Origin of the sequence: Arthrobacter sp. NPDC080031 (assembly GCF_040702485.1) — a bacterium.
Taxonomy (GTDB): domain Bacteria; phylum Actinomycetota; class Actinomycetes; order Actinomycetales; family Micrococcaceae; genus Arthrobacter.
Genome location: NZ_JBFBLA010000024.1, coordinates 1 through 22,187, shown reverse-complemented (window position 1 = coordinate 22,187; position 22,187 = coordinate 1). Strand labels below are relative to the sequence as shown.

Annotated in this window: 19 protein-coding genes and 2 riboswitches; of the genes, 15 read left to right on the top strand and 4 right to left on the bottom strand. The window is 65.1% G+C overall.

All coding sequences use genetic code 11. The features are described from left to right. The first annotated feature begins 18 nt into the window (after window positions 1–18). Window positions 19–927, top strand: coding sequence for a LysR family transcriptional regulator ArgP (locus tag AB0323_RS18430; RefSeq protein ID WP_366178618.1), 909 nt, complete (start codon window positions 19–21; stop codon window positions 925–927). A 90-nt stretch (window positions 928–1,017) separates the two neighbouring features. Next, window positions 1,018–1,245, top strand: a complete 228-nt coding sequence (locus AB0323_RS18425) for a hypothetical protein (RefSeq protein ID WP_366178617.1) — start codon at window positions 1,018–1,020, stop codon at window positions 1,243–1,245. 2 nt (window positions 1,246–1,247) lie between these two features. On the opposite strand, the gene AB0323_RS18420 is transcribed toward AB0323_RS18425, so the two are convergent. From AB0323_RS18420 to AB0323_RS18410, 3 genes are read right to left on the bottom strand one after another with little or no spacing between them, the layout of a single operon-like run. After that, entirely contained in the window at window positions 1,248–2,891 is a 1,644-nt protein-coding gene (locus AB0323_RS18420; protein WP_366178616.1) for a DNA repair helicase XPB, read from the bottom strand. A 10-nt stretch (window positions 2,892–2,901) separates the two neighbouring features. Next, entirely contained in the window at window positions 2,902–5,364 is a 2,463-nt protein-coding gene (locus AB0323_RS18415; protein ID WP_366178615.1) for a helicase-associated domain-containing protein, read from the bottom strand. A 49-nt stretch (window positions 5,365–5,413) separates the two neighbouring features. Beyond that, window positions 5,414–5,629 carry a hypothetical protein gene (locus AB0323_RS18410; protein WP_366178614.1) on the bottom strand — a complete coding sequence of 72 codons (216 nt, stop codon included), beginning with the start codon at window positions 5,627–5,629 and terminating at the stop codon, window positions 5,414–5,416. 243 nt (window positions 5,630–5,872) lie between these two features. On the opposite strand from AB0323_RS18410, the gene AB0323_RS18405 reads away from it, so the two are divergent. The 3 genes from AB0323_RS18405 to AB0323_RS18395 are packed head-to-tail and all read left to right on the top strand — an operon-like array spanning window position 5,873 to window position 8,173. Continuing rightward, on the top strand, window positions 5,873–6,256 hold the full coding sequence (locus tag AB0323_RS18405; RefSeq protein WP_078106274.1) for a cold-shock protein: 384 nt from the start codon (window positions 5,873–5,875) through the stop codon (window positions 6,254–6,256). A 7-nt stretch (window positions 6,257–6,263) separates the two neighbouring features. Continuing rightward, a complete protein-coding gene (locus AB0323_RS18400) occupies window positions 6,264–6,839 on the top strand; it encodes a DUF3027 domain-containing protein (protein ID WP_366178613.1) in 576 nt (191 codons plus the stop codon). Window positions 6,840–6,883: 44 nt separating this feature from the next. Next, complete coding sequence (locus tag AB0323_RS18395; protein WP_366178612.1) at window positions 6,884–8,173, top strand: MFS transporter; 1,290 nt, start codon at window positions 6,884–6,886, stop codon at window positions 8,171–8,173. 21 nt (window positions 8,174–8,194) lie between these two features. Here AB0323_RS18395 and serC read toward each other — a convergent pair whose 3' ends face one another. Next, window positions 8,195–9,325: a phosphoserine transaminase gene (gene serC, locus AB0323_RS18390; protein ID WP_366178611.1), complete on the bottom strand. Its 1,131-nt coding sequence runs from the start codon at window positions 9,323–9,325 to the stop codon at window positions 8,195–8,197. A gap of 248 nt (window positions 9,326–9,573) precedes the next feature. Between serC and AB0323_RS18385 the strand changes: the two genes are divergently transcribed. The 10 genes from AB0323_RS18385 (at window position 9,574) to AB0323_RS18340 (ending at window position 22,048) form a co-directional block, all read left to right on the top strand. After that, the gene (locus tag AB0323_RS18385; protein ID WP_364539305.1) at window positions 9,574–10,269 is read left to right on the top strand and encodes a metal-dependent transcriptional regulator; all 696 of its coding nucleotides are present in this window, start codon (window positions 9,574–9,576) and stop codon (window positions 10,267–10,269) included. A gap of 126 nt (window positions 10,270–10,395) precedes the next feature. After that, a riboswitch (cyclic di-AMP (ydaO/yuaA leader) is annotated at window positions 10,396–10,603 on the top strand. Between the two features lie 2 nt (window positions 10,604–10,605). After that, a complete protein-coding gene (locus tag AB0323_RS18380) occupies window positions 10,606–11,424 on the top strand; it encodes a M23 family metallopeptidase (RefSeq protein WP_366178610.1) in 819 nt (272 codons plus the stop codon). A 129-nt stretch (window positions 11,425–11,553) separates the two neighbouring features. Beyond that, window positions 11,554–11,736: riboswitch (cyclic di-AMP (ydaO/yuaA leader) on the top strand. Window positions 11,737–11,741: 5 nt separating this feature from the next. Then, the gene (locus tag AB0323_RS18375) at window positions 11,742–12,506 is read left to right on the top strand and encodes an NlpC/P60 family protein (RefSeq protein WP_366178609.1); all 765 of its coding nucleotides are present in this window, start codon (window positions 11,742–11,744) and stop codon (window positions 12,504–12,506) included. Between the two features lie 249 nt (window positions 12,507–12,755). Then, the gene (locus AB0323_RS18370) at window positions 12,756–13,256 is read left to right on the top strand and encodes an HNH endonuclease (RefSeq protein ID WP_028266173.1); all 501 of its coding nucleotides are present in this window, start codon (window positions 12,756–12,758) and stop codon (window positions 13,254–13,256) included. 37 nt (window positions 13,257–13,293) lie between these two features. Further along, a complete protein-coding gene (locus AB0323_RS18365) occupies window positions 13,294–13,956 on the top strand; it encodes an NTP transferase domain-containing protein (protein ID WP_366178608.1) in 663 nt (220 codons plus the stop codon). A gap of 31 nt (window positions 13,957–13,987) precedes the next feature. Next, a complete protein-coding gene (locus AB0323_RS18360; protein WP_234751566.1) occupies window positions 13,988–14,275 on the top strand; it encodes a DUF6457 domain-containing protein in 288 nt (95 codons plus the stop codon). Further along, window positions 14,272–15,597, top strand: coding sequence for a molybdopterin molybdotransferase MoeA (locus AB0323_RS18355; RefSeq protein ID WP_366178607.1), 1,326 nt, complete (start codon window positions 14,272–14,274; stop codon window positions 15,595–15,597). The genes AB0323_RS18360 and AB0323_RS18355 overlap by 4 nt, the downstream gene beginning before the upstream one ends. A gap of 62 nt (window positions 15,598–15,659) precedes the next feature. Continuing rightward, window positions 15,660–17,996, top strand: coding sequence for an FdhF/YdeP family oxidoreductase (locus AB0323_RS18350; protein WP_366178606.1), 2,337 nt, complete (start codon window positions 15,660–15,662; stop codon window positions 17,994–17,996). A gap of 1 nt (window position 17,997) precedes the next feature. Further along, window positions 17,998–18,876: a formate dehydrogenase accessory sulfurtransferase FdhD gene (fdhD, locus tag AB0323_RS18345; protein WP_366178605.1), complete on the top strand. Its 879-nt coding sequence runs from the start codon at window positions 17,998–18,000 to the stop codon at window positions 18,874–18,876. 145 nt (window positions 18,877–19,021) lie between these two features. Next, window positions 19,022–22,048 (top strand): glycoside hydrolase family 38 C-terminal domain-containing protein, encoded by a 3,027-nt coding sequence (locus tag AB0323_RS18340; protein ID WP_366178604.1) that lies wholly within the window; start codon window positions 19,022–19,024, stop codon window positions 22,046–22,048. Window positions 22,049–22,187 lie beyond the last annotated feature (139 nt).

Below are 22,187 nucleotides of genomic sequence, written 5' to 3'. Positions count from 1 at the left end.
GCATCGTAAGATTCTCTTATGGCCCGATTCTCTTCTGAACAGTTGCACACCTTCGCCGCCGTGCTCACTGAAGGTACGCTCGACGCCGCTGCCCGATCACTGAACATCACGCCGTCGGCGGTCTCCCAACGCCTCAAGGCGCTTGAACAAGCGTCCGGCAGGGTATTGCTGCAGCGCAGCAATCCTGTCCGGGCCACGGAGTCGGGACACGTGGTGCTCAGGCTGGCGCGGCAGCTCGCCCAGTTGGAGGCCGACGCCGAACTGGAACTGGGCCTGCCGGGCGAATCGCCGATGGTCTCGGTTCCGATCGTGGTCAACGCGGATTCCTTGTCCGTCTGGTTCCTCAAGGCACTTACCAGGATCCCGGCGGAGCTGAACGCCGTCTTTGATCTTCACCGGGACGACGAGCAGTATTCAACGTCCATGCTGCGCGCCGGGACGGTGATGGCCGCCGTGACCGCGACTCCCGAGCCGGTGCAGGGCTGCCGGGTGGAGCCGCTGGGGAGCATGCGGTACCGTGCCGTCACCACTGCGGAATTCAGGGCGCGGTGGCTTCCCGACGGCGTCGATGTCGCCTCGCTGCGCGCGGCTCCGGCCGTGGACTTCGACCGCAAGGATGAGTACCAGCACCGTTTCCTCGAGCTCCTGGGCGGTGCCCGGCGTGGGATGGAACCGGCAGGGCCGCGGCACTATGTTCCCTCCAGCCAGGAGTTTGCCGAGGCCATCCGCTTGGGGCTCGGGTGGGGACTGCTGCCTGAACCGCAATGCGGCAGGGACATAGCCGATGGGCACTTGGTGGAGCTCGCGCCCGAGCAGCCGCTGGACGTGCCCCTGCACTGGCAACGGTGGCGGACACCGTCGCGGATCCTGGACGCCGTGACCGCGGCGGTCCGGAGCACCGCTGCGGAAGTGCTGCGGAGGCCCTGAACAGGCGGCCCGGGGCAACGTTCGCGGCTAAAAGCCAACACGCCGCGGGCCCAGTCCTAAATTGTCAGAGCCCCGATTCACACTTGAGCCATGGAAAACAAACAAGAATCACGCGTTGAAACTCAAAACGTCGAATTCCATGTCAGCTACCTGGATACGCTTTCCGGACGCATCGAGCACGAAGAGTTCAGCGACCGCCTTGCCGCCGAACGCTTCGCCGATGCGCAGCTCAAGGACGGGGACTCCTGGGCCGTCGTCGACGTCGTCGTGCTGCAAGCAGCGCAGCAGCCGGAGCGCGCACAACAGCTGGTTGCCTAGCCCTATCCGGCGGGTACGTCCTTGGCGTCCATGATCCGGTAGGCGTAGCCCTGTTCGGCGAGGAAGCGCTGCCGTTTGGCGGCAAAGTCCTGGTCGAGGGTGTCCCGGGCAACCAAGGAATAGAAGCGTGCAGCACGGCCGTCCTGCTTGGGGCGAAGCAATCGTCCCAAGCGTTGAGCCTCTTCCTGGCGGGAACCGAAAGACCCGGATACCTGGATCGCCACGGAGGCCTCGGGCAGGTCGATCGAGAAGTTGGCCACTTTGGACACCACGAGGGTCTTGATGTCACCGGCGCGGAAGGCATCGAACAGCTTCTGCCGCACCTTCACACTGGTATCGCCCTTGATCACCGGGGCGTCCAGGCGCTCGCCGATCTCATCCAACTGGTCGATGTACTGGCCGATCACCAGCAGCTGCTCGCCCTGGTGCAGGGCAACGAGCTGGTCCACCAAGTGGGTCTTGGTCTCCGACGTCGCGCAGAGCCGGTACTTGTCGGCATCCTCCGCCATCGCGTAGGCGACGCGCTCGTCCCGGGGCAGGTCCACCCGGACTTCGACGCAGTCGGCGGGCGCGATGTAGCCCTGGGCTTCGATGTCTTTCCACGGTGCGTCGTAGCGCTTGGGGCCAATCAAACTGAAGACCTCGCCCTCGCGACCATCCTCACGCACAAGCGTCGCAGTGAGTCCCAGACGGCGCCGCGCTTGGAGGTCCGCGGTCATCCGGAAGATCGGAGCCGGCAGGAGATGGACCTCGTCGTAGATGATGAGTCCCCAGTCGTGGCCGTCCACGAGTTCCAGGTGCGGGTACAGGCCTCCGCGTTTCGTGGTCAGGACCTGGTAGGTGGCGATCGTGACTGGCCGTACCTCCTTGACCGCGCCCGAGTACTCGCCGATTTCCTGCTCCGTCAGCGACGTCCGCTTCAGGAGCTCGTCTTTCCATTGCCGGGCCGCGACAGTGTTGGTGACCAGGATCAGCGTGGTGGTGGAGCTGGTAGCCATGGCTGCGGCCCCCACCAGGGTCTTGCCCGCACCACAGGGCAGCACGACGACGCCGCTGCCGCCCGCCCAGAAGTTCTCCGTGGCAAGTTTCTGGTACGGCCGCAGGTGCCAGCCGTCCTCGTTCAGGGCGATCAGGTGTGGAGTTCCGTCCACGTAGCCGGCGAGGTCCTCGGCCGGCCAGCCAAGCTTGAGCAACAACTGCTTGAGCTGTCCCCGCTGGGAGGAGTGCACCACCACGGTTTCGCCGTCGATCCTTGGCCCCAGCAAGGGCGCGATTTTCTTGGCCCGGATGACTTCCTCGAGTACGGGATAGTCGGTGGTGCGCATGACCAGTCCGTGTTGCGGGTCCTTTTCGAGGCGCAAGCGACCGTAGCGGGACATCGTCTCTTCGATGTCGATCAGCAATGAGTGCGGCACCGGGAACCTGGAGTAGCGCAGGAGCGTGTCGAGGACTTTTTCGGCGTCCAGTCCTGCGGCGCGCGCATTCCATAGGCCCAAGGGGGTGAGCCGGTAGCTGTGGACGTGTTCAGGGGCGCGTTCGAGCTCGGCGAACGCCGCGATCGCATGCCGCGCCTCGGTAGCGAGCTCGTGGTCGACCTCCAGCAGGATGGTTTTGTCGCTCTGTACGATCAGCGGACCGTCGCTCACTATTGTTTCCTCACTTGCGCGGTTCGCCCGCGGGCTCCACATCGATGATGCGATGGATGGACAGGACTCTTTCGGTATCCCGGGCGGCGTCGAACACCCTGACGCGCCCTCCGGACACTGATACGGGAACAACGGTTTCGGTATTGGAATTCCCCAAGCCGTCCACCACGTTCATGGTGACCGCTTGCTTCAGCCGGATGGCCCTCTGCAGGGTTTCGAGTCCCAGTTGCGTTGCCGCCTCGCCGGTCGCTTCGCCGTGGACCGCGCGGTGGTGCCTCAGCACCGCGAGCTGGGCGTCGACGTCGTCGTCCGGCGGAGCGGTGCGGGGCGCCGTGTAGACGGGGCGCACGCCACCGGCCACCGCCGTCGTCCTCTTATAGCGCACGACGGCGGTCTCCGCCTCCTGCACGGCAGGGGAGAGTCCCAGCTCGCGCAGCACCCTCGCCGTCTCCCGCGGGCTCGCCGTGGAGGTCAGTACTGTGGGGGCGATCCGGACGAGTCCCAGGCTTGCGGCTCCCGGCTCCCGGACGAGCTCGGCGATGGCGGCCTCGTCGTCGCTTTGGATGAAACTGGGGCTGCTGGCGACGCGCAGCCGGCCGTGCCTTGAGGCGATGTCCTTGATCAAGTAGCGGAGCGGTTGGGGAACGTCGGTGGCGGAGTGCGTGCGCAGGAACGTGAGGATGGTTTCCGCGTCCTGGCCGGCGTCCAACGCGCGCCGGATCGAATCTGCGGAGAAGCGGAAGATCGTGGCCGGACCCTGGCCTTCGGCGTCGGCGAGCAAGAGCAGTTTTTCGCTCAGTTCAGGTGCCAGATAGCCCGGGGCGACGGCGGTCAAGTCGGCCTGGAGCAGCACATGGTTGACCGCGGCGGGCAAGTGTTCGCCGAGGATGCTGAGTGCCAGCTCGGGCTGTTCGGTGGCAATCGCAGAACCAAGCTGGGTCAGGGCGCCCGAGCCCATGAGCCCCAGGAGTTCGGCTTCGTGCAGGATGCCGCGGACAAGGGAGCTGAACCGCCGGGACATCCGGGGCTGGGCCCATTCCGCGCGTTCCATGACGGCTTCGGCGTTGAGCACCGGCGCCTTGCCGTCCGGTGCTCCCGCCTCGAGGGTGAGCTCCTCGAGGATCTCCAGGATCCGTTTGCGCACCAACGGGGCGTCAGGGCGCTGGGCCTCGGCGGACAAGGCATTGATGGAACCTGCCGGAGAACCGGATCGCGGTGCCGTGGTGGCAGGTCCGGAGAGGGTTTGTCCCACGAGGGAAGGAGCGCGCTCGCTGGCGAGCCAGGCGTTGACCAGCCAGAGCCACTGCTCCTGGCGGGGAAGAGTGAGCCATTCCACCGACGGCGGCTGAACCCAGGTGGAACTGTCCACGTCGAGGCGCAGCAATCCGGACAAGGCACTGAGCTCGAGGATCAGGGCGGTCTCGGACAATCCCAGGCGGAGGCTGTCGGCCAGGCGTTTGAGTTCACGCACGCCGACCCCTCCGCTGCGCAGGGTAACCACCGGCTGCTCGCGGACCGCGTACAGGAGGTCACCCACCAGGCGGAGCACTTCGGCGATGGCCCCCATGGCGGCATTCCGGCGCAAGGCAGCACTCGTTTGGCCCAGCTCCGGCACGGGAGGCTTCAACGTGAAGTGGTCCACGATCGCGCCGCCACGCAGGGACAGGCCGACGCTGTGCGGGAGTTCAACGTGGCCGGCGTCCAGGGGAACAAGCAAAGCGCGGGCCAGGAGCCAGTCCACGGGACCGACGTCGCGGCCTTCATGGAGCACGGAAGCCTTGCGCTGGGCTTGGGGAACGGCGCCCATGGCCCAGCTGCCGAACTTGTTCAAAAGGGGACGCGTCCGTGCAGGTGCCTCGGACAGAATGTGTTGGAGGTCCTCCGGTGTCGATGTCCAACGTTGCAGCGCCAGCGCCGCGTCCATCGGCGTCGTGGCGGGCAGGATATTGGCCCCGCTCTGGTGGAGTTCGGCGACGAGATGCACCACGCGCTGGGCGAAGGCGGGTTGCAGCCGTACCAGCTCGGTGTAGCTACGGCCCAAGCCGGCCGGGTAGATGCCGATGACGTCCTTGAGGCTGCCCACCGGCAAGTAGAAACGCTGCCGGCCTGGATTGTGCACCGTGGCCGGCGGATCGGCGCGGTGGATGAGGGCCAGTTCCTGGAGCTTGTTAAGGATCGGCTCGAGCGCGGCAAGGGTGGCGCCGTTGATGCACTTCTTCAGTCCTGCCGCGGAGACGCTGTGGCCGGTGTCGGTGTTGGTGCACAGGTGGATTGTCTCCAGTACCTGCATCTCCGGTTTGTTGAGCCGTTCCAGGGCGCGCTGCACGCTGACCCGCGCACTTGCCCGCGCCGCGAGTGCGGCGAAGTCCGGGACCACGGGGGAGATGAGGTCGGGCCGCGCGGCAAACAGGGCCCGCAGCGAGTCATCGCTGCGCGCTTCCAGTTCCTTGCTGAGCGCGCGAATAAGGGACATCAGTTCAACGTTACCGCCAGCCGGGTCCGCCGTCGGGCTTTCCGGCTGCTCATTGGCGACGCCGCGCCCGGACAGAGTCAACCACCAACGCGGCCATCAAAATGAAGGCGAGCGGAAGCCCGTAGAGAGCGGTGGACGTGACCCAGACCGGTGCCACGGCGTTGGCGAAAGCTACGGCCATGACGGCCGCTACGGACGCCAGGGAAAGGACTGCGACGATGGCGGCGACGATCGTGAGCGGGCGGCGGAAGTCGCGGGGAATCATGGAAGCAACGCTAACAGTCCCGGGCCGCATCCCCTGTTGCAGGCCAAGGTGCAGCCTCGTTGCCGACAAAAGGCGCCAGGACCTGCCTGCGTGGTCTCAAAGCGAGAATCCGCGGCCGGGCAGGATAACCTTGAAGCAATAGACCAACACGGTCCAGGCAGTTACCCCTATTCCCGCAGTATCCTGCGGATGCGGTGGCGCGCCGGCTGTGTCTCGCAAGTAAGAACGAAGAAGGTTGATTACGTGCCCACCGGCAAGGTCAAGTGGTATGACAAGGACAAAGGCTTCGGATTCCTCGCGGCAGAGGACGGCCAGGAAGTGTTCCTGCCCAAATCCGCACTGCCCGAAGGCGTAGCGGATCTCAAGGCAGGCACCCGGGTTGAGTTCGGCGTCGCCGACGGTCGCCGGGGCGCCCAGGCGCTGGGCCTCCGCGTGCTGGACAAGCTGCCATCCATCGCCAAAGCCAAGCGCATGAACGCACGCGAGCTCGCTCCGGTAGTCCAGGATCTCGTCTCTGTCCTGGACAACCTCTCCGGCACGTTGTCCGCCGGCAAGTACCCTGAAGGCGCCAAGGGCAAGGCCATCGCTGCAGCCCTGCGCAAGGTTGCCGACGAGCTGGAAGCCTAAACCTGCCATGACATCGGAATCCGCTGAAGCCAGTCCTGAAGTGGCCGGAAATGACGCCGCTGCTGGAACGGCTGGTCCCGGTGCCGAGCGGAAGCCGGCAACGGCGAAACCCCGCACCGGCCTTCCTGTGTGGCGCGTCGGCAAGCCGGACGCTTTCTTGGCCGCCGCCGTCGACGTCGCCCGGAACGCGGTGGAAACCATTGCCAAACCGGGTGAGATCGGACCGCATATTGCCGCGCGCTCCGAAGGTGAACGCGTCGTCACGCACCTGTTCGAATCAAGGCTGCCCGGCTACGGCGGTTGGCAGTGGTACGCGGTCGTGACCCGCAACTCGCGCTCGAAAGTGGTCACGGTCAGCGAGCTTGGCCTGCTGCCGTCGGAGGACTCCATCCTCGCTCCTGAATGGGTGCCGTGGGCAAAGCGCGTCCGTCCGGAGGACGAGGCTACCGAAGCCGAAGAATTGGCGGAGGAAGCCGGCGTCCCCCTTGACGCGGACGACGACGGCGGCCCCTCCGCTGAGGACCTCGCCGCCTCCGCCGGCGAACAAGAGAACGACGACGCCGACGACATCGAGGCTGACTAGCACTTGGCGGGCCCGGCGAGCGAACTTCGTGAAGGTGGAATCTGATGTCCACTTTCAAATCGCTGGGTGTCCCCAACTACCGCATTTGGTTCATTGGTGCCCTCATTTCCAACGTCGGCACGTGGATGCAGCGGACCGCCCAGGACTGGCTGGTCTTCGCCCATCTGAGCAACCATGATGCCGGCGCGATGGGCGTGACCTTGGCCCTCCAACTGGGCCCGCAGCTTTTCCTGGCCCCGTGGGCCGGACTGCTTGCCGACCGCTACAGCCGGCGCAGGCTCCTGGTCATGACCCAATCGGCCATGGCTGTCCTGAGCACTGGCTTGGGACTCCTGGTCCTGAGCGGTGCTGCGCAGTTGTGGCATGTCTATGTGTTCGCGCTCTTGCTTGGCGTTGTCTCGGCACTTGACGCCCCGGTTCGCCAGACGTTCGTGTCGGAGCTGGTCAAGGACGACTATCTTTCCAACGCCGTTGCATTGAACAGCGCATCCTTCAACGTTGCCCGCATGATCGGTCCGGCCGTGGCCGGCGCGCTGACGGTTGCCGTGGGGCCGGGCTGGGTATTCATGATCAACACCCTGACCTTCCTCGCAATGCTTGGGGCGATCCGGGCCATCCCCCTCTCCTCCTTGCGCGTCCAACCCCGGGCCGCCGCAGGCAAGGGCCGCATCCGGGAAGGGCTTCGCTATGTCCGCGATCGCCCGGACATTGTGGTTGTCCTCGTCGCGATTTTCATCATGGGCACCTTCGGCCTGAACTTCGTCCTCTTCATCGCAGCCATGGTCGGCACGGTGTTCGGTATGGACGCGGGAGCATTCGGGCTGCTCAACTCAGTCATGGCGATCGGCTCCGTCGCAGGAGCGTTGCTGGCCGCCCGGCGCGGGCGGCCGCGGATGCGGCTCATCTTCGCGGCGGCGGGCGGGTTCGGCCTCGCGAGCGGACTGGCCGCCCTGGCGCCGAACTACACCATGTTTGCCTTGGCCCTGATTCCCTGCGGACTGTTCGCCCTGACCATGATCACGAGCGCCAACGGCTATGTGCAGTCCACCACGGAACCTGTCATGCGCGGCAGGGTCATGGCACTCTACATGGCCATCTTCATGGGTGGAACGCCCATCGGGGCACCGTTCGTCGGATGGGTGTCCAACGTGGCCGGACCCCGATGGGCTGTGGGCGTGGCCGCCGCGGCAGGCGCCGGCACCGCCGTCGTCGGCATCGTGTGGATCATCCGCGCGCGCCAGCTGCGGCTCCGTTTCGATAGGAGCGCCCGCGGGATGCGGTTCTTCCGCATTGAGTCCCAAGGCGCGGGTCCGGACGACGCCGACCAGTCCTGACCGCGCGAACGCGGCAGTCCCTTACTTCTTCAGTTCGCCCACCACATAGTCGATGCTGGCGAGCAATGCAGAGACGTCGTCCGGCTCGATGGCAACGAAGGTAGCGATGCGCAGCTGGTTCCGGCCCAGCTTGCGGTACGGTTCCGTGTCCACGATCCCGTTGGCGCGCAGCACCTTGGCGATGGCCGCGGCGTCGATTGAGTCATCGAAATCGATCGTGGCGATGACATTGGAGCGGTCCTCGGCCTTCGCGACGAACGGCGTGGCGTATTCGGAAGCCTCGGCCCAGTTGTAGATGCGGCTTGCGGAGTCCGCGGTGCGTCCGGAAGCGAAGTCCAGGCCACCGTTCTTGTTGAGCCACTGGACCTGGGCATCCAAGGTCACCAGGGTGGACAGGGACGGCGTGTTGTAGGTCTGGCTGAGCTTCGAGTTGTCGATAGCCGTCTGCAGGTCCAGGAAATCGGGGATCCAGCGGCCGCTTGCCTTGACGCGGGCGGCGCGCTCGAGGGCGGCGGGGGAGAAGAGACCGAGCCACAGGCCGCCGTCGGAGGCAAAGTTCTTTTGCGGTGCGAAGTAGTAGACGTCAGCCTCGGCAACATCGACGTCCAGGCCGCCGGCTGCGGACGTCGCGTCAACCAGGACCAAGGCCCCGTCGTCGCTGCCTTGAACGCGCTTGACCGGAGCGGCCACACCCGTGGAGGTTTCGTTCTGGGGCCAGGCATACACGTCCACGCCTGCTTCGGCCTGGGAAACCGGCCGGGTGCCGGGCTCGGACTTGATGATGGAGGAAGCTTCCAGGAACGGTGCCTTGTTGGTCGCCGAAGCGAACTTGGAACCGAACTCACCGAAGGAGAGGTGCTGGGCCTTCTTCTCGACCAGGCCGAAGCTGGCGACATCCCAGAACGCGGTGGAGCCTCCGACGCCGAGAATCACCTCGTAGCCCTCGGGTGCACGGAAGAACTGGCTAAGTCCCTCGCGGACGGAGCCCACCAGGTTCTTGACCGGTGCCTGGCGGTGGGAGGTGCCCAGGATCGTTGTCGAGGCGGCGGAAAGTGCTTCGATCTGCTCCGGGCGGACCTTGGAGGGCCCGGCGCCGAACCGGCCGTCCTTGGGCAGCAAATCGGCGGGGATAGTGATGCTGTTGTCGCTCACGGGATGCTCCAATGGTGAAGTAGCGGCCTAGATGCGTCGCGGCAGGTGGCAAGCTGCCCCTTCGACTCCCCAATTCTGCCTGACGCCGCAGGCGGGGGCAGAACCGAAGGTGTCATAGTCCGCCACGTGGAAGCATCTGTTCCACGGGGGTTGGACGAGGCACGAGAATTATCCGGAGTAATTCCAAATAAGCTAAGCTTGGAGCTGGCGAAAATACGCAAGATACTGCGCTCGAGGAGCTGAGCTGGATGACGGATCTGATCGATACCACTGAGATGTATCTTCGGACCATTTTGGAGCTTGAAGAAGAGAACATCGTGGCTCTTCGCGCACGCATCGCAGAGCGCTTGCGGCACTCCGGCCCCACCGTTTCCCAGACGATCGGACGGATGGAGCGCGACGGCCTGGTCATTGTGTCCGATGACCGGCACCTTGAGCTGACTGAAACGGGCCGGAAACGCGCCACCGAGGTCATGCGCAAGCACCGGCTCGCCGAACGGCTCCTGGCAGATGTCATCGGACTGGACTGGGCCTACGTCCACGATGAAGCCTGCCGCTGGGAGCATGTCATGAGCGAACGCGTGGAACGCCGGCTCTACGAGCTGCTGGACCACCCCACGGAATCGCCCTACGGCAACCCCATCCCCGGACTCGAGGCGCTGGGCGGAGCCGCGTCCCATGCCTTTACGGATGGTGTGGTCAACCTTGTTGATGCCATGAACGAATACTCACCTGAAAACCGGGTCACCGTCAGCCGGCTGGCTGAACCGATCCAGGTGGAACCGGAACTTCTGCTCCAGCTGGACGAGGGCGGGATCCGTCCCGGCGCCAGGGTGTCCCTGGAACGCGTGGGGGAGTACATCTCTGTTCGCGTGCCCAATATCGACGGCGCGCTTGAGCTGCCGCCTGAGGTTGCCTCGCACGTCTTTGTCACGGTCGCCTAGCCGTCCCGGCGAGGCGGCCCGCAAAGATAACGAAATTATTACCGCGGGGGCTTAATCCCCTATAGTTTGTTACTGGCGCCGATACCAAAGCGTTACCTGATCCGAAGCCGAGTTCTGCCAGCGGATCAGGTGGATTAGTCCATTCACTGGCAGAAGCGGAGGAACCACCATCGGCTGTCGAAAGACGGCCTTGGGGTGAAGTCCGCAGCGGAAGGGCAAACAGTGCGGGACCCCTTCGGGTAGCCCGCGCTTCGCGCCCTTCACGCGGACCGGGTCCACGATCTCTCTGGCCCGAATCCGACAGCTAACTTCGCAGGCTTGCCAGAGAGGAAAACCTTGACCACGCAGAACACCAGGGGCCGCAGGCGCGCGTCCGGTCCTACTGCTGAGCTGCGGAGCACGAACGCCGTCGAGCACGAGCGGCCCCGCGATCCCCATCGCGAACTTCGCCGCCGCAAGGGTCCTTTCCGGCAGATGGCCGAGTTCGCCGCGGCGAGCGGGGCCGGACAGAAGGCCGGAGTGGCCCTTGCCACGACGGGCCTCATCCTGACGGTCGCCATGCCGGGCACCGGCGCCATGACGGCCACGGCCGACTCAAGCCAGGCCGCCTCGGCTGCAGGCACCCAGCCTGAGATTCCGGCCGCTCCAAGTGCCACGATCGACTTCAGCCGTGCTGCGGTTTCCACCACGGCGGATCCTGACAGCAAGCTCAAGCAACTCTTGAGCGCGCAGTCCGTCGGCACCATCAAGACATCGTCCTCCAAGGGCACCCTGGGCGCGCCGCTGGACACCCTGACCACGGCCTCGCCTTTCGGGTACCGCGTGAATCCCATCACGGGCGGTTTGGGGGAGTTCCACCGAGGCCAGGACTTCGTGGCCCAGTGCGGCACCCAGGTCCATGCAGCCGCGGCCGGAAAGGTCACTTTCGCCGGCTGGCATCCGTATGGCGGCGGAAACCGCATTGTGGTGGACCATGGCAACGGCCTGGAAACCACGTACAACCATTTGTCGTCGTTCAACGTCCAGGTGGGCCAAACGGTCAGCCGTGGCGATGTCATCGCATTGAGCGGCACCACCGGCGCCTCCACCGGCTGCCACCTCCATTTTGAAGTCATGGTCAACGGCGACGTCGTTGACCCCCTGGGCTGGCTGTAGCCAATCCGATGGAAGTCTCTCGAATGCTTGTCACGCTCCGTGACCTGAATGTGACATTCAGCCAAAACTCATGTACCGTCTAAGACGCATCAACTTTTAGAGAGTTGATGCACTCGAGTGGATTGCCTAGCTCTGCCACTGCTCGAGGTTCCGTTCGCAAAACATCGTCTGGCAGAGGCGGGGGACCCACTTTTGGTCATCTTCACCGATGGCCTTGGGGTTAAGTCGCACAACTTCCGAGAGGGAGAAGTGTGGCCGGATGACTCCCATCCGAATCCGACAGCTTACCTCGCGGGCATAGGGAGAGGCCTCTTAACGTGTCTTCACGCTCTACTGTTGCGCGCCACCGTGCCGCGGTCACCAAGACCAACTCGCTTGCCGTTATCGCTAAGACTGTCGGCAGCAACGCCGGTGGCGTAGGCCGTCAGGCAGCCGTTATCGCAGCTGCTTCCGGTCTGGTGCTCACTAGCGGTATCGCAGCCAACGCTGCAGAAACCAACGTCCCCCGCGAGTCCACTTCGACCTCCGCCCTGGAAGTCCAGTCAATCGCCCAAGCAAGCATTTCCGCCGACTCCTCCGTCGCCATCAAGTACGAGCGCCCGGCGGTCTCCACCGAAGCTGCTCCGGTTGTCGCAGCTCCGGTTGCCACGCAGGACGCCACTCCGGCTCCGCAGGCTGCAACGGGTGCCGCTACCGGCTCCTCGACGCTTTCGGTCACCGCTGCTGTTTCGCCTGTAACGAAGGTTGCCAGCGGCAAGGGCGCAGCAATTGCTGCCGCAGCTTACGCCCAGCTTGGCGTTGCCCAGGACTGCACCGCCCTGGCTTCGAACTCGCTGGCCGCTGTTGGCATCAACTTCCACGGCTGGCCGGCAGACTACCTCTCCCTTGGCCGTACGGTCAGCGCTGCTGAAGCGCAGCCGGGAGACCTGGTCTACTACCAGAACGGTGGCATGGGCATGGCCCACATCGCCGTTTATGTCGGCAACGGCATGGCGGTCCACGGCGGCTGGAACGGCGGCACCACCGCCCTGTACAGCGTCAACGTCGGCTCCGGCCCGGTCTTCATCCGCGTTGGTGGCTAAATAGCTCCGGCTATATAGCTTCACTGGAACATCCCCGCTGGTCCGCCCGCGGGGATGTTCTGTTTTAACCAGCATGCGCTAACGTGTCCGGCACATGAACTTTGACCGACACTGTGCCCGAACTCCCGCAAGGATTCGGTGATCCGGCCTCCGGGTGTTTACTCTTAGGTTGTCGATCCACAGCCCGTACATGCAGAGGGCAGCCGGCCCTCGCGCCCCTGACGGGTGCGGCCGTGAAGAGGTACGTGCATGCGCACACTCGTTCTGAATGCTGGATATGAACCGCTGGCGGTAGTAACCTTCCGCCGGGCGCTGGTCCTTGTGCTCACCGGAAAAGCGAGCGTAGTGGCCGAAGGCGACGAGCCTGTCGTCGGGCCACAGGAAATTCTCGGACGTCCGTCCGTGATTCTGCTCAATCGCTACATCCGGCCGAGGTACAACACCATCACGGCGGTTACACGCCGCGGCGTCTTGCGCCGCGACGGCCACCGTTGCGCCTATTGCGGGAAAGCAGCCCACACCATTGACCACGTCCACCCCAAATCCAGGGGCGGCGCGGATTCCTGGGAAAACCTGGTGGCAGCGTGCCTTCGCTGCAACAACGCCAAGAGTGACCACACTCCAGCCGAGATGGGCTGGAAACTGAGGTTCACTCCTGCGGCGCCCACCGGGACTATCTGGCAGATCAAGGAGCTTGAGAAACCTGCGCCCGCATGGGATCCCTTCCTCCTGCCTGAATCGGCGGCCTGAACCGGAATCGAGCCTGCTTCCCGGGTAATCTGGGCGGGTGGACTTTGATGCGGTGATATTGGCGGGTGGCAAGTCCTCCCGCCTCGGCGGCGTGCCCAAAGCCCGGTTGAGGTACGACGGCGCCACGCTGCTTCAGCGCGCCGTGGCGGCCGTGCGCGGTGCCGGGAGGGTCGTCGTCGTCGGGCCGGATCCCGGCACTTTGCCGGACGGCACCTTGACCGCACGGGAAGACCCGCCCTACGCCGGACCGGCCGCCGCGATCGCCGCCGGACTCGCCGCGCTGGAAGCGCAAGACGGGGAAGCGCAGGATGGCGAAGCGCAAGACGGCGAAACGCAGGATGGGCAGAGGCCGTCCACGAAGCACGCGCCCTGGGTACTCGTCATGGCCTGCGATATGCCCCTGGCCGCCGACGCCGTTCCGGTACTCCTCCGGGAACTGGCAAGCCGCCAGGACGCGGAAGGGGCCTTGTCCGTATCCGCCGACGGTCGGAAACAGCCCCTGCTCGGGATCTACCGCGTATCCGCGCTACAACGGGAAGTGCGGGCTGCGGAAGAACAAGGTGGACTCGCCAACACCGCAGTGTTCGGCCTGCTTGCTAGGCTTGATCTGCTGGCAGTGCCTGTACCCGCAGGGTCCACCGATGACGTGGATACCTGGGACGACGCCGCGGCGCTTGGAGTGGACGGCGACCTGCCGTGATAACAGCTGTACCGGACAGTGGAGGCCGATCATGAAGAGCCAGGAAGAAACGCTCGAGGAATGGTGCCGGAGCCTGCTGCAAGCCTATGAGCTCGAAGACGTCGAGATCGACATCAACGAGATCCTGTCCCTGGCAGGCGTTGCAGCCCATTCAGTGGTCCGGCCGGCAGCTCCCTTGACCACCTTCATTGCGGGCTTCGCCGCCGGACTTGCTGCGGGCTCCGGACAAGCGACTGAGGCTGCGTCGATGGATGCCGCCATGGGCCTGGCACGCACTCTCGCGAAGGACTACACGAACCCCGGAACCGACGCCGGATGACGGAAGCCCCCGGGCATCTCCCGCACGCCGACCACCTGTGGGCCGAGGCGCGGCAACTAGCCTTCGACAGTGCCACTCCCATTCCCGCCGCACCCGTTGCGCTGAAGGACGCCCTCGGCAGGACCCTGGCCGCTGATGTGCACGCCCTGCAGGACCTGCCTCACTACGCGTCCTCGGCGATGGATGGCTGGGCGGTCAACGGCAGCGGCCCATGGATCCTCGCCGAACCAGGCCATCGGCTGGCCCCGCACCAAGCGAGCCCGATCGTCACGGGCGGCCTGATCCCGCCGGGGGCCAAAGCCGTGCTCCGCAGCGAGAGCGGGGTCCTGACCACGGACGAAGACGGTTTGCCGGTCCTCGCGCTCGGCGGGAACGCGAAACCGGGCGAGCCGCGCAACGGCCAACACATCCGGAACGCCGGGGAAGAAGCCGCGGAGGGCGAGCTGCTGATCAAATCGGGCGTTGTCTTGAACCCTGCCCATCTCGCCCTGGCCGCCTTGGCCGGGCGGGATGAACTGGACGTCCTAGGCAAGCCCCTCGTGAAAATGCTCCTCACCGGCTCTGAAGTGGTGACCGCGGGTGTCCCGGTCCCGGGCCGGGTGCGGGATACCTTCGGTCCCCAGCTTGGCGCCGTCGTCGAGCTCCTTGGCGGGATCGGCGGCGAGCAAATCAAGGTGGGCGACTCCTATGACGAGTGGCTCTCGGCCCTTCAGGAAGGCGAACTGTCGCCGGACGCGCCACCTGCCGACGTCGTCATCACCACCGGGGGAACCGGCCGTTCGGGGACGGACCACTTCCGGCGGGCCATTTCGGAGCTCGGCGGACGCCTGCTGATAGATGGAATTGCGATGCGTCCGGGACATCCCGGTGTTTTGGCTGAACTGCCGGACGGGCGCTTTGTGCTGGGTCTCCCCGGCAATCCGCTCGCGGCCATGATGGTCCTGTTCACGATCGGTGCACCGCTCCTCGCGGGGCTGGGGCACAGGACGCTGCCGGAGGTCGGCGAGGTTTCTTGCGGTGCGATGCTCGACGCCGACCCGGGGCGCACGCGCTTGCTTCCCTTCAGGTTCGTGTACGGCTTGGCCTCGCCGGCCCAGCATGCGGGGCCCGGGATGATGCGCGGCCTCGCCAGCGCCGAGGGAGTCATGGTGGTGCCACCGCACGGGGTGCAACTGGGAGAGGCAGTGCCAGCTTTTCCGTTGCCGTGGGGGCCGCCCCTTCCCCGGCCAAAGCCCACGGAAGACAAAGCCAGGAAGACTCCTGCCAAGCCAGCGCGCAAGGCGTCCTCCGGGCCGGTCGACTGGAGCGCCCTGACGGGCTGAGAGATTCCGACGCCGAATGGACGCAGGTGGATTAGAGGATCAGGCCTTGCAATGATGGGGACATGAACAGGCATGCTCCCGAGCAGGACATCAACGAAGATGACCTTCAGATCCACCCACCCAAGCGCTCCGCCGCGGGCGTCAAGGCAGTCACCGTTGCATTGGAACGCGGTTGGGCCCAAGCGGGCGTCAGCCGGACCGTCAAGTCAATGCTCCGCGTCAACCAACGGGACGGCTTTGACTGTCCCGGCTGCGCGTGGCCCGAGTCCATCACCGGCAAACGCAGCCCCGCGGAGTTCTGTGAAAACGGGGCCAAGGCAATCGCCGAGGAGAGCACCACGCGCGTGGTCGACGCCCGGTTCTGGGCCCGGCACTCCCTGGCCGAGCTTGAGGACAAGACCGAATATTGGCTCGGCAGCCAAGGCCGCATTGCCGAGCCCGTGGTGATCCGCCCCGGAGACACACACTATTCGCCGATCAGCTGGACGGATGCTTTCGCCCTGATCGGTGAGCACGTGAATGCCACCACGCCGGACCGCTGCGTTTTTTACACGTCCGGGCGCACGGCCAACGAGACCGCGTTCATGTACCAACTGTTCGCACGCGGCGTGGGCACCAACAACCTGCCCGACTGCTCGAACATGTGCCACGAGTCTTCCGGTAGCGCCCTCAACCCGACCATCGGCATCGGCAAGGGCACTGTCTCACTGGAAGACATCCACGAAGCGCAACTCGTGCTCGTTGTGGGCCAGAACCCGGGCACGAACCATCCGCGCATGCTCTCCGCCTTGCGTGATTGCAAGAACAACGGTGGCAAGGTTGTCGCGGTCAATCCGTTGCCGGAAGCCGGGCTCCTGAACTTCAAGGATCCCCAGTCGCTCAGCGGCGTGGTGGGCGGCGGCACGGACATCGCCGATGAATTCCTGCAGATCAAGGTGGGTGGCGACCTTGCCTTGTTCCAGGCATTGGGCCACCTCCTGCTGGAGGAGGAGAAGCGGCAGCCGGGAACAGTGGTAGACCGCGCCTTCATCGACGCGCAGACCGATGGCTTCGAGGCCTACGCCGAGGCCCGGGCGGCCCTGGATTGGGTTGAGACTGAACGGGCCACGGGCTTGAGCCGCATCGACATCACCAAGGTGGCCGGCATGCTGGCCGCGTCGAAGGGCACCATCATTTGCTGGGCGCTGGGTCTGACCCAGCAGCCCCACTCGGTGGATACCCTGCGGGAAATCATCAACCTGCTGCTCTTGCAGGGAAACTTCGGCAAGCGTGGCGCCGGTGCCTGCCCCGTCCGCGGCCACTCCAACGTGCAGGGCGACCGCACCATGGGCATCTGGGAGAAGCCTTCCGAAGGCTTTCTGGCAGCCCTTGACAAAGAGTTTGGAGTCACCGCTCCCCGGGCACACGGATACGACTCCGTGGAAACCCAGCACGCCTTGGAGAAGGGCGAGGTGGACGTGTTCGTTTCCATGGGCGGAAACTTCGCCGCGGCAGGCTCGGACACCGTCGCGCTGGAGGAAGGGCTCAAGCGGGCCGGGCTGACGGTGCACATCTCCACCAAGCCCAACCGCGCCCATGTGGTGCACGGCAAGACCTCCCTGATCCTGCCTACCCTGGGCCGAACGGACACGGACGACAAACACCCGGGCGGTCGGCAGATCCTCTCCGTGGAAGACTCCATGTCCGTCATCCACTCCACCCAAGGCCGCCTGACTCCGGTCTCGGAGCACTTGCTCAGCGAACCCGTCATCGTCGCACGCATGGCACAGGCAGTCCTCGGCGATGACCATGCGGTGAACTGGCGTGCCATGGCGGAGGACTACGACGTCATCCGGGACCACATCTCCAGGGTGATCCCCGGCTTCGAGGACTTCAACGCGCGTGTCCGGACCAAGAACGGTTTCGTGCTGCCCAATCCACCACGCGACACCCGCACTTTCGCCACGGACATCGGCAAGGCACGATTCACCGTGAGCCCGCTGGAGTACCTTGAAGCCCCGGGCGGCCACCTGATCCTGCAGACAGTCCGCAGCCACGACCAGTACAACACCACGTTCTACGGCTTGGACGACCGCTACCGGGGCATTTCCGAAGGCCGTCGCGTCATCCTGGTCCACGAGGACGATCTCAGCGAACTCGGCTTCGAGGACCGGGACATGGTGGACGTCATCTCCACTTTCGGCGGAACGGAACGCCGGGCGGACAAGTTCCGGCTGGTTGCCTATCCCACGGCCAAGGGCTGCGCGGCTGCGTACTTCCCGGAGGCCAACGCCCTGGTCCACCGGGAGCTCGTTGCCCGTGAATCCAACACGCCGGGCTACAAGGCCATGACGGTGCGGTTCGTCAAGCATGGGGAAGGCGCCGAACACAGGGAAGCCGTCGGAGCGGTGGGTATCTGAGATGGGACGGGTGACCCAGCGCCGCAAGGTGCACAAATTTGTGCTGGATGGCTCCGCCCAGGCGCTGGAGCACCCGGTCCGCTACCGCGAGGACTTCCTGGCCGTCGAGGAGCCGCTCGAGGTGCGCCTGGGGCACATGTCCTTCTCGGTGACCATGCGGACCCCTGGAGACGATTTCGACCTCGTCGCGGGCTTCCTGGTGTCGGAGGGCGTCATTTGGGACGCTGCCCAGCTCATTTCGCTGCGTTTCTGCGCCGGCGAGGACGAGAACGGCGTGCAGACCTTCAACGTCGTCGAAGCGCAGTTGCGTCCCGACGTCGTCCTCCCTGAGACCGGCCGCAACGTCTACACCTCCAGCTCGTGCGGGATCTGCGGCACCGACTCCATCGAGGCAGTGCGCAAATCCTCACACTTCAGCCCCGCCGGCGACTCCCTGAGCATTCCGGTCGAGGTTCTGGCGTCCCTGCCTGACCGTCTGCGGGAAGCACAGGCGGTCTTCGACAAGACAGGGGGAGTGCATGCCGCCGGCCTCTTCAGAATCCACGACGCCGGCAGCGGCAGTGCTGCCGAGCTTCTGTGCCTGCGGGAAGACGTGGGCAGGCACAACGCCGTGGACAAGGTGGTGGGCTGGGCGCTGCGCGAAGGATTGCTGCCCCTGCGCGGCACCGTCCTGCAGGTGTCCGGAAGGGCATCCTTTGAGCTGGTCCAGAAGGCGGCGCTCGCAGGAATCCCGGTTTTGGCCGCCGTCAGCGCACCATCCAGCCTCGCCGTGGAACTCGCGCAGGAGACGGGCCTGACCCTGGTGGGATTCAGCCGGGGGACCAGCCTGAACGTCTACGCGGGCAGTGACCGGGTGGGGATTAGGGACTTGCAGGGATAGCCGCCAACACTTGGCTATTGTCCAGGAACAACGTAGATTTTATCCATCGAATGGAATCGATTTCCTCCGGACAATGGCCTTGCGTAGGCTGCTCATCTCGGTAAGGAAGCATCTCTACCCAGCCCACCGCCAAAGGGGACTTTAATTGCACGACGACCGCCTGATCACTGAGAAGCGGCTCGAACGTTTTGTCCGGGAGCGGATAGCCCCTGCCATCTATGGCCGCGCACTGCCCCTTGAACTGAGCAGCTGGGATGCCCCGGGAGAGCCCGTTCCGGTCTCGGAAGCACTCCGCCAGGTCTTCGAACCCCAGGAACACGGTGCCGCGTGGGGCAAGGCCTGGAGCACCAAGTGGCTGCGGCTTCGAGGCGAGGTCCCGGAGGGCTGGGGAGCAGCCGATGGTACCGCGGTGGAGATCGTCGTCGATCTCGGCTTCAACAACGATGTCCCGGGATTCCAGTGCGAAGGCATCGCCTGGCGACCGGACGGCACCATCATCAAGGCCATCTCTCCGCGCAACCAGTACGTGCCGCTGAAGCTTCTGGGTGGCGGCCTTTCGGTGGACTTCTACGTCGAGGCCGCCGCCAATCCCGACCTCAGCCAGGGGTGGAGCTTCGCGGCAACCCCGCTGGGGGACAAATCCACCTCCGGCGACGAGCCCCGCTACCGGCTCGGACGCATCGCCATAGCCGAACTCAACGAGGTGGTCTGGGACCTTCACCAGGACATCTGGACCCTCAGCGGGCTGATGCACGAGTTGCCTTTCGAACTGCCCCGGCGGCACGAGATCCTCCGCGCTTTTGAGCGCATGCTTGATGTCATGGACCCGGACGATGTCGCGGGCACTGCAGCCGCCGGCAGGGAAGCCCTCGCCGAGGTCCTCAGTCGGCCCGCTTACGCCTCGGCCCACGAACTTCTGGCCACCGGCCACGCGCACATTGACTCGGCCTGGCTCTGGCCGGTCCGTGAAACGATCCGCAAGTGCGCCCGCACGTTCTCCAACGTTGTCGCCCTCATGGATGAGAACCCCGATTTCGTCTTCTCCTGCTCCTCCGCGCAGCAATTGGCGTGGATGAAGGAGTTCTATCCTGAGCTGTTCATCCGGATTCGGGAGAAAGTAAAGGCCGGGCAATTCGTGCCGGTCGGCGGAATGTGGGTGGAATCGGACACCAACATGCCCGGCGGCGAGGCCATGGCCCGCCAGTTCGTAGAAGGCAAGAGCTTCTTCCTGCACGAGTTCGGCGTCGACTGCCAGGAAGCCTGGCTCCCTGACTCGTTCGGATATTCCGGGGCCCTCCCGCAGATCGTCAAGTCCGCTGGTTCCCGGTGGTTCCTGACCCAGAAGATCTCCTGGAACCAGGTCAACAAGATGCCGCATCACACTTTCAATTGGGAGGGCATCGACGGCACGCGGCTTTTCACCCACTTCCCGCCCGTGGATACCTACAACTCCGAGCTCCACGGCCGCGAGCTCGCCCATGCCCAGCGCAACTACCGGGAGCACGGCAGGGGCACCATTTCGCTGGTCCCCTTCGGTTACGGCGACGGCGGCGGCGGACCCACGCGCGAAATGGTTGCCGCAGCCCACCGGACGGCGGATCTGGAAGGCTCGCCGAAGGTGCGGATGGGAACCGCCGAAGAGTTCTTCAAGCAGGCCGAGGCCGAGTACCACAACCTCCCGGTCTGGGTCGGGGAGATGTACCTTGAGCTGCACAGGGGCACCTACACGAGCCAGGCCAACACCAAACAGGGGAACCGCCGCTCGGAGCACCTCCTGCGCGAGGCTGAGCTGTGGTGCTCGACGGCGGCAGTACGGACTCCCGGGTCGTTCACCTATCCTGCGGCGGACCTCAAGCGCTTGTGGCGGCTTGTGCTATTGCAGCAGTTCCACGACATCCTGCCGGGCAGCGCCATCGCGTGGGTCCACCAGGATGCGGAGCGGAACTATGCCGCGATCGCCCGGGAGCTGGAAGGCATCATCGCGGATGCCGCTTCGGCCCTCCTGGGCGAGGGAGACACGATCTTCCTGCTCAATGCGGCCCCGCATGAGCGCAGCGGGGTTCCCGCGCTCGCCGCTGCGGAAGCGGTTCACGAGGACAGTCCGGTCAATGTCACAGAACGCGCCGGCGGCTATGTTCTGGACAACGGCATCATCCGCGCGGTGCTGGACGCCAACGGACTGCTGACCTCCCTCTCGGATTACGCAACCGGCCGCGAAGCCATTGCGCCCGGGATGTTCGGCAACCACCTTGAACTCCACCGGGACACGCCCAACGAATGGGATGCCTGGGACATCGACGAGTTTTACCGCCGGAACGTCGTCTCCGTCGTCGAGGCGCGATCGGTGACGCTGGAAAGCGCGGGCTGGGACGCCGTCGTCGTGGTGGAGCGGACTGTCGGCTCCTCCACCATCACGCAGCGCATTTCCCTCGAAGCGGGCGCGGAATCCCTCGGCATTTCCACCACGGTGGACTGGCAGGAGCACGAGAAGCTCCTGAAGATCGGTTTCCCGTTGGATGTCCGTGCCGACCGGTCCGCCTCGGAGACCCAGTTCGGGCACGTATTCCGGGCGACGCACACCAACACGTCCTGGGAAGCTGCCAAGTTCGAATTCTGCGCCCATCGCTGGATCCACGTGGCAGAGCCGGGTTACGGCGTCGCCATCGCCAATGCGTCAAGCTACGGGCATGACGTCACCCGGACCATCCGCGACGACGGCGGAACCACCACCAACGTCCGGATGTCACTGCTGCGGGCGCCCAAGTTCCCGGACCCCCGGGCCGACCTCGGTCTGCACGTCCTGGATCTGAGCATCCGGCCCGGCGCCAGCATCGGCGGCGCCGTGGAAGAGGGCTACCGGACCAACCTCAAACCGAGGCTGGTGGCGGGGGCGAACCCTGTGGAGCCGCTCTTCACGGTGTTCAACCAAGCCCTGGTCATCGAAGCCGTCAAGCTTGCCGAGGACGGCTCCGGAGATGTCATCGTGAGGCTTTACGAATCACTGGGTGAACGCTCCACGGGCCTCATCACGGCCAACTTCGAATCACGGATGGTGCAATCAGTGGACCTCCTGGAGCGCCCGGTCGAGGCTCCCGGGGTGACTCCCGGAGCGAGTGCCGCCGAACTGACCCTGCGGCCGTTCCAGTTGGTGACCTTGCGTTTCAGCCGCTGAGTGCGTGCCCACCCACCCAACTGACTCGCATTTGTTGTCGTTTTGAGGGGGCAAAGTCATATGGTCGTAGCAACGCTCTGATTGATGGAGCGTTCTATGGTCAGGTCATTTCCTCAGAGTGCCCGCAACGAGTTTGTGG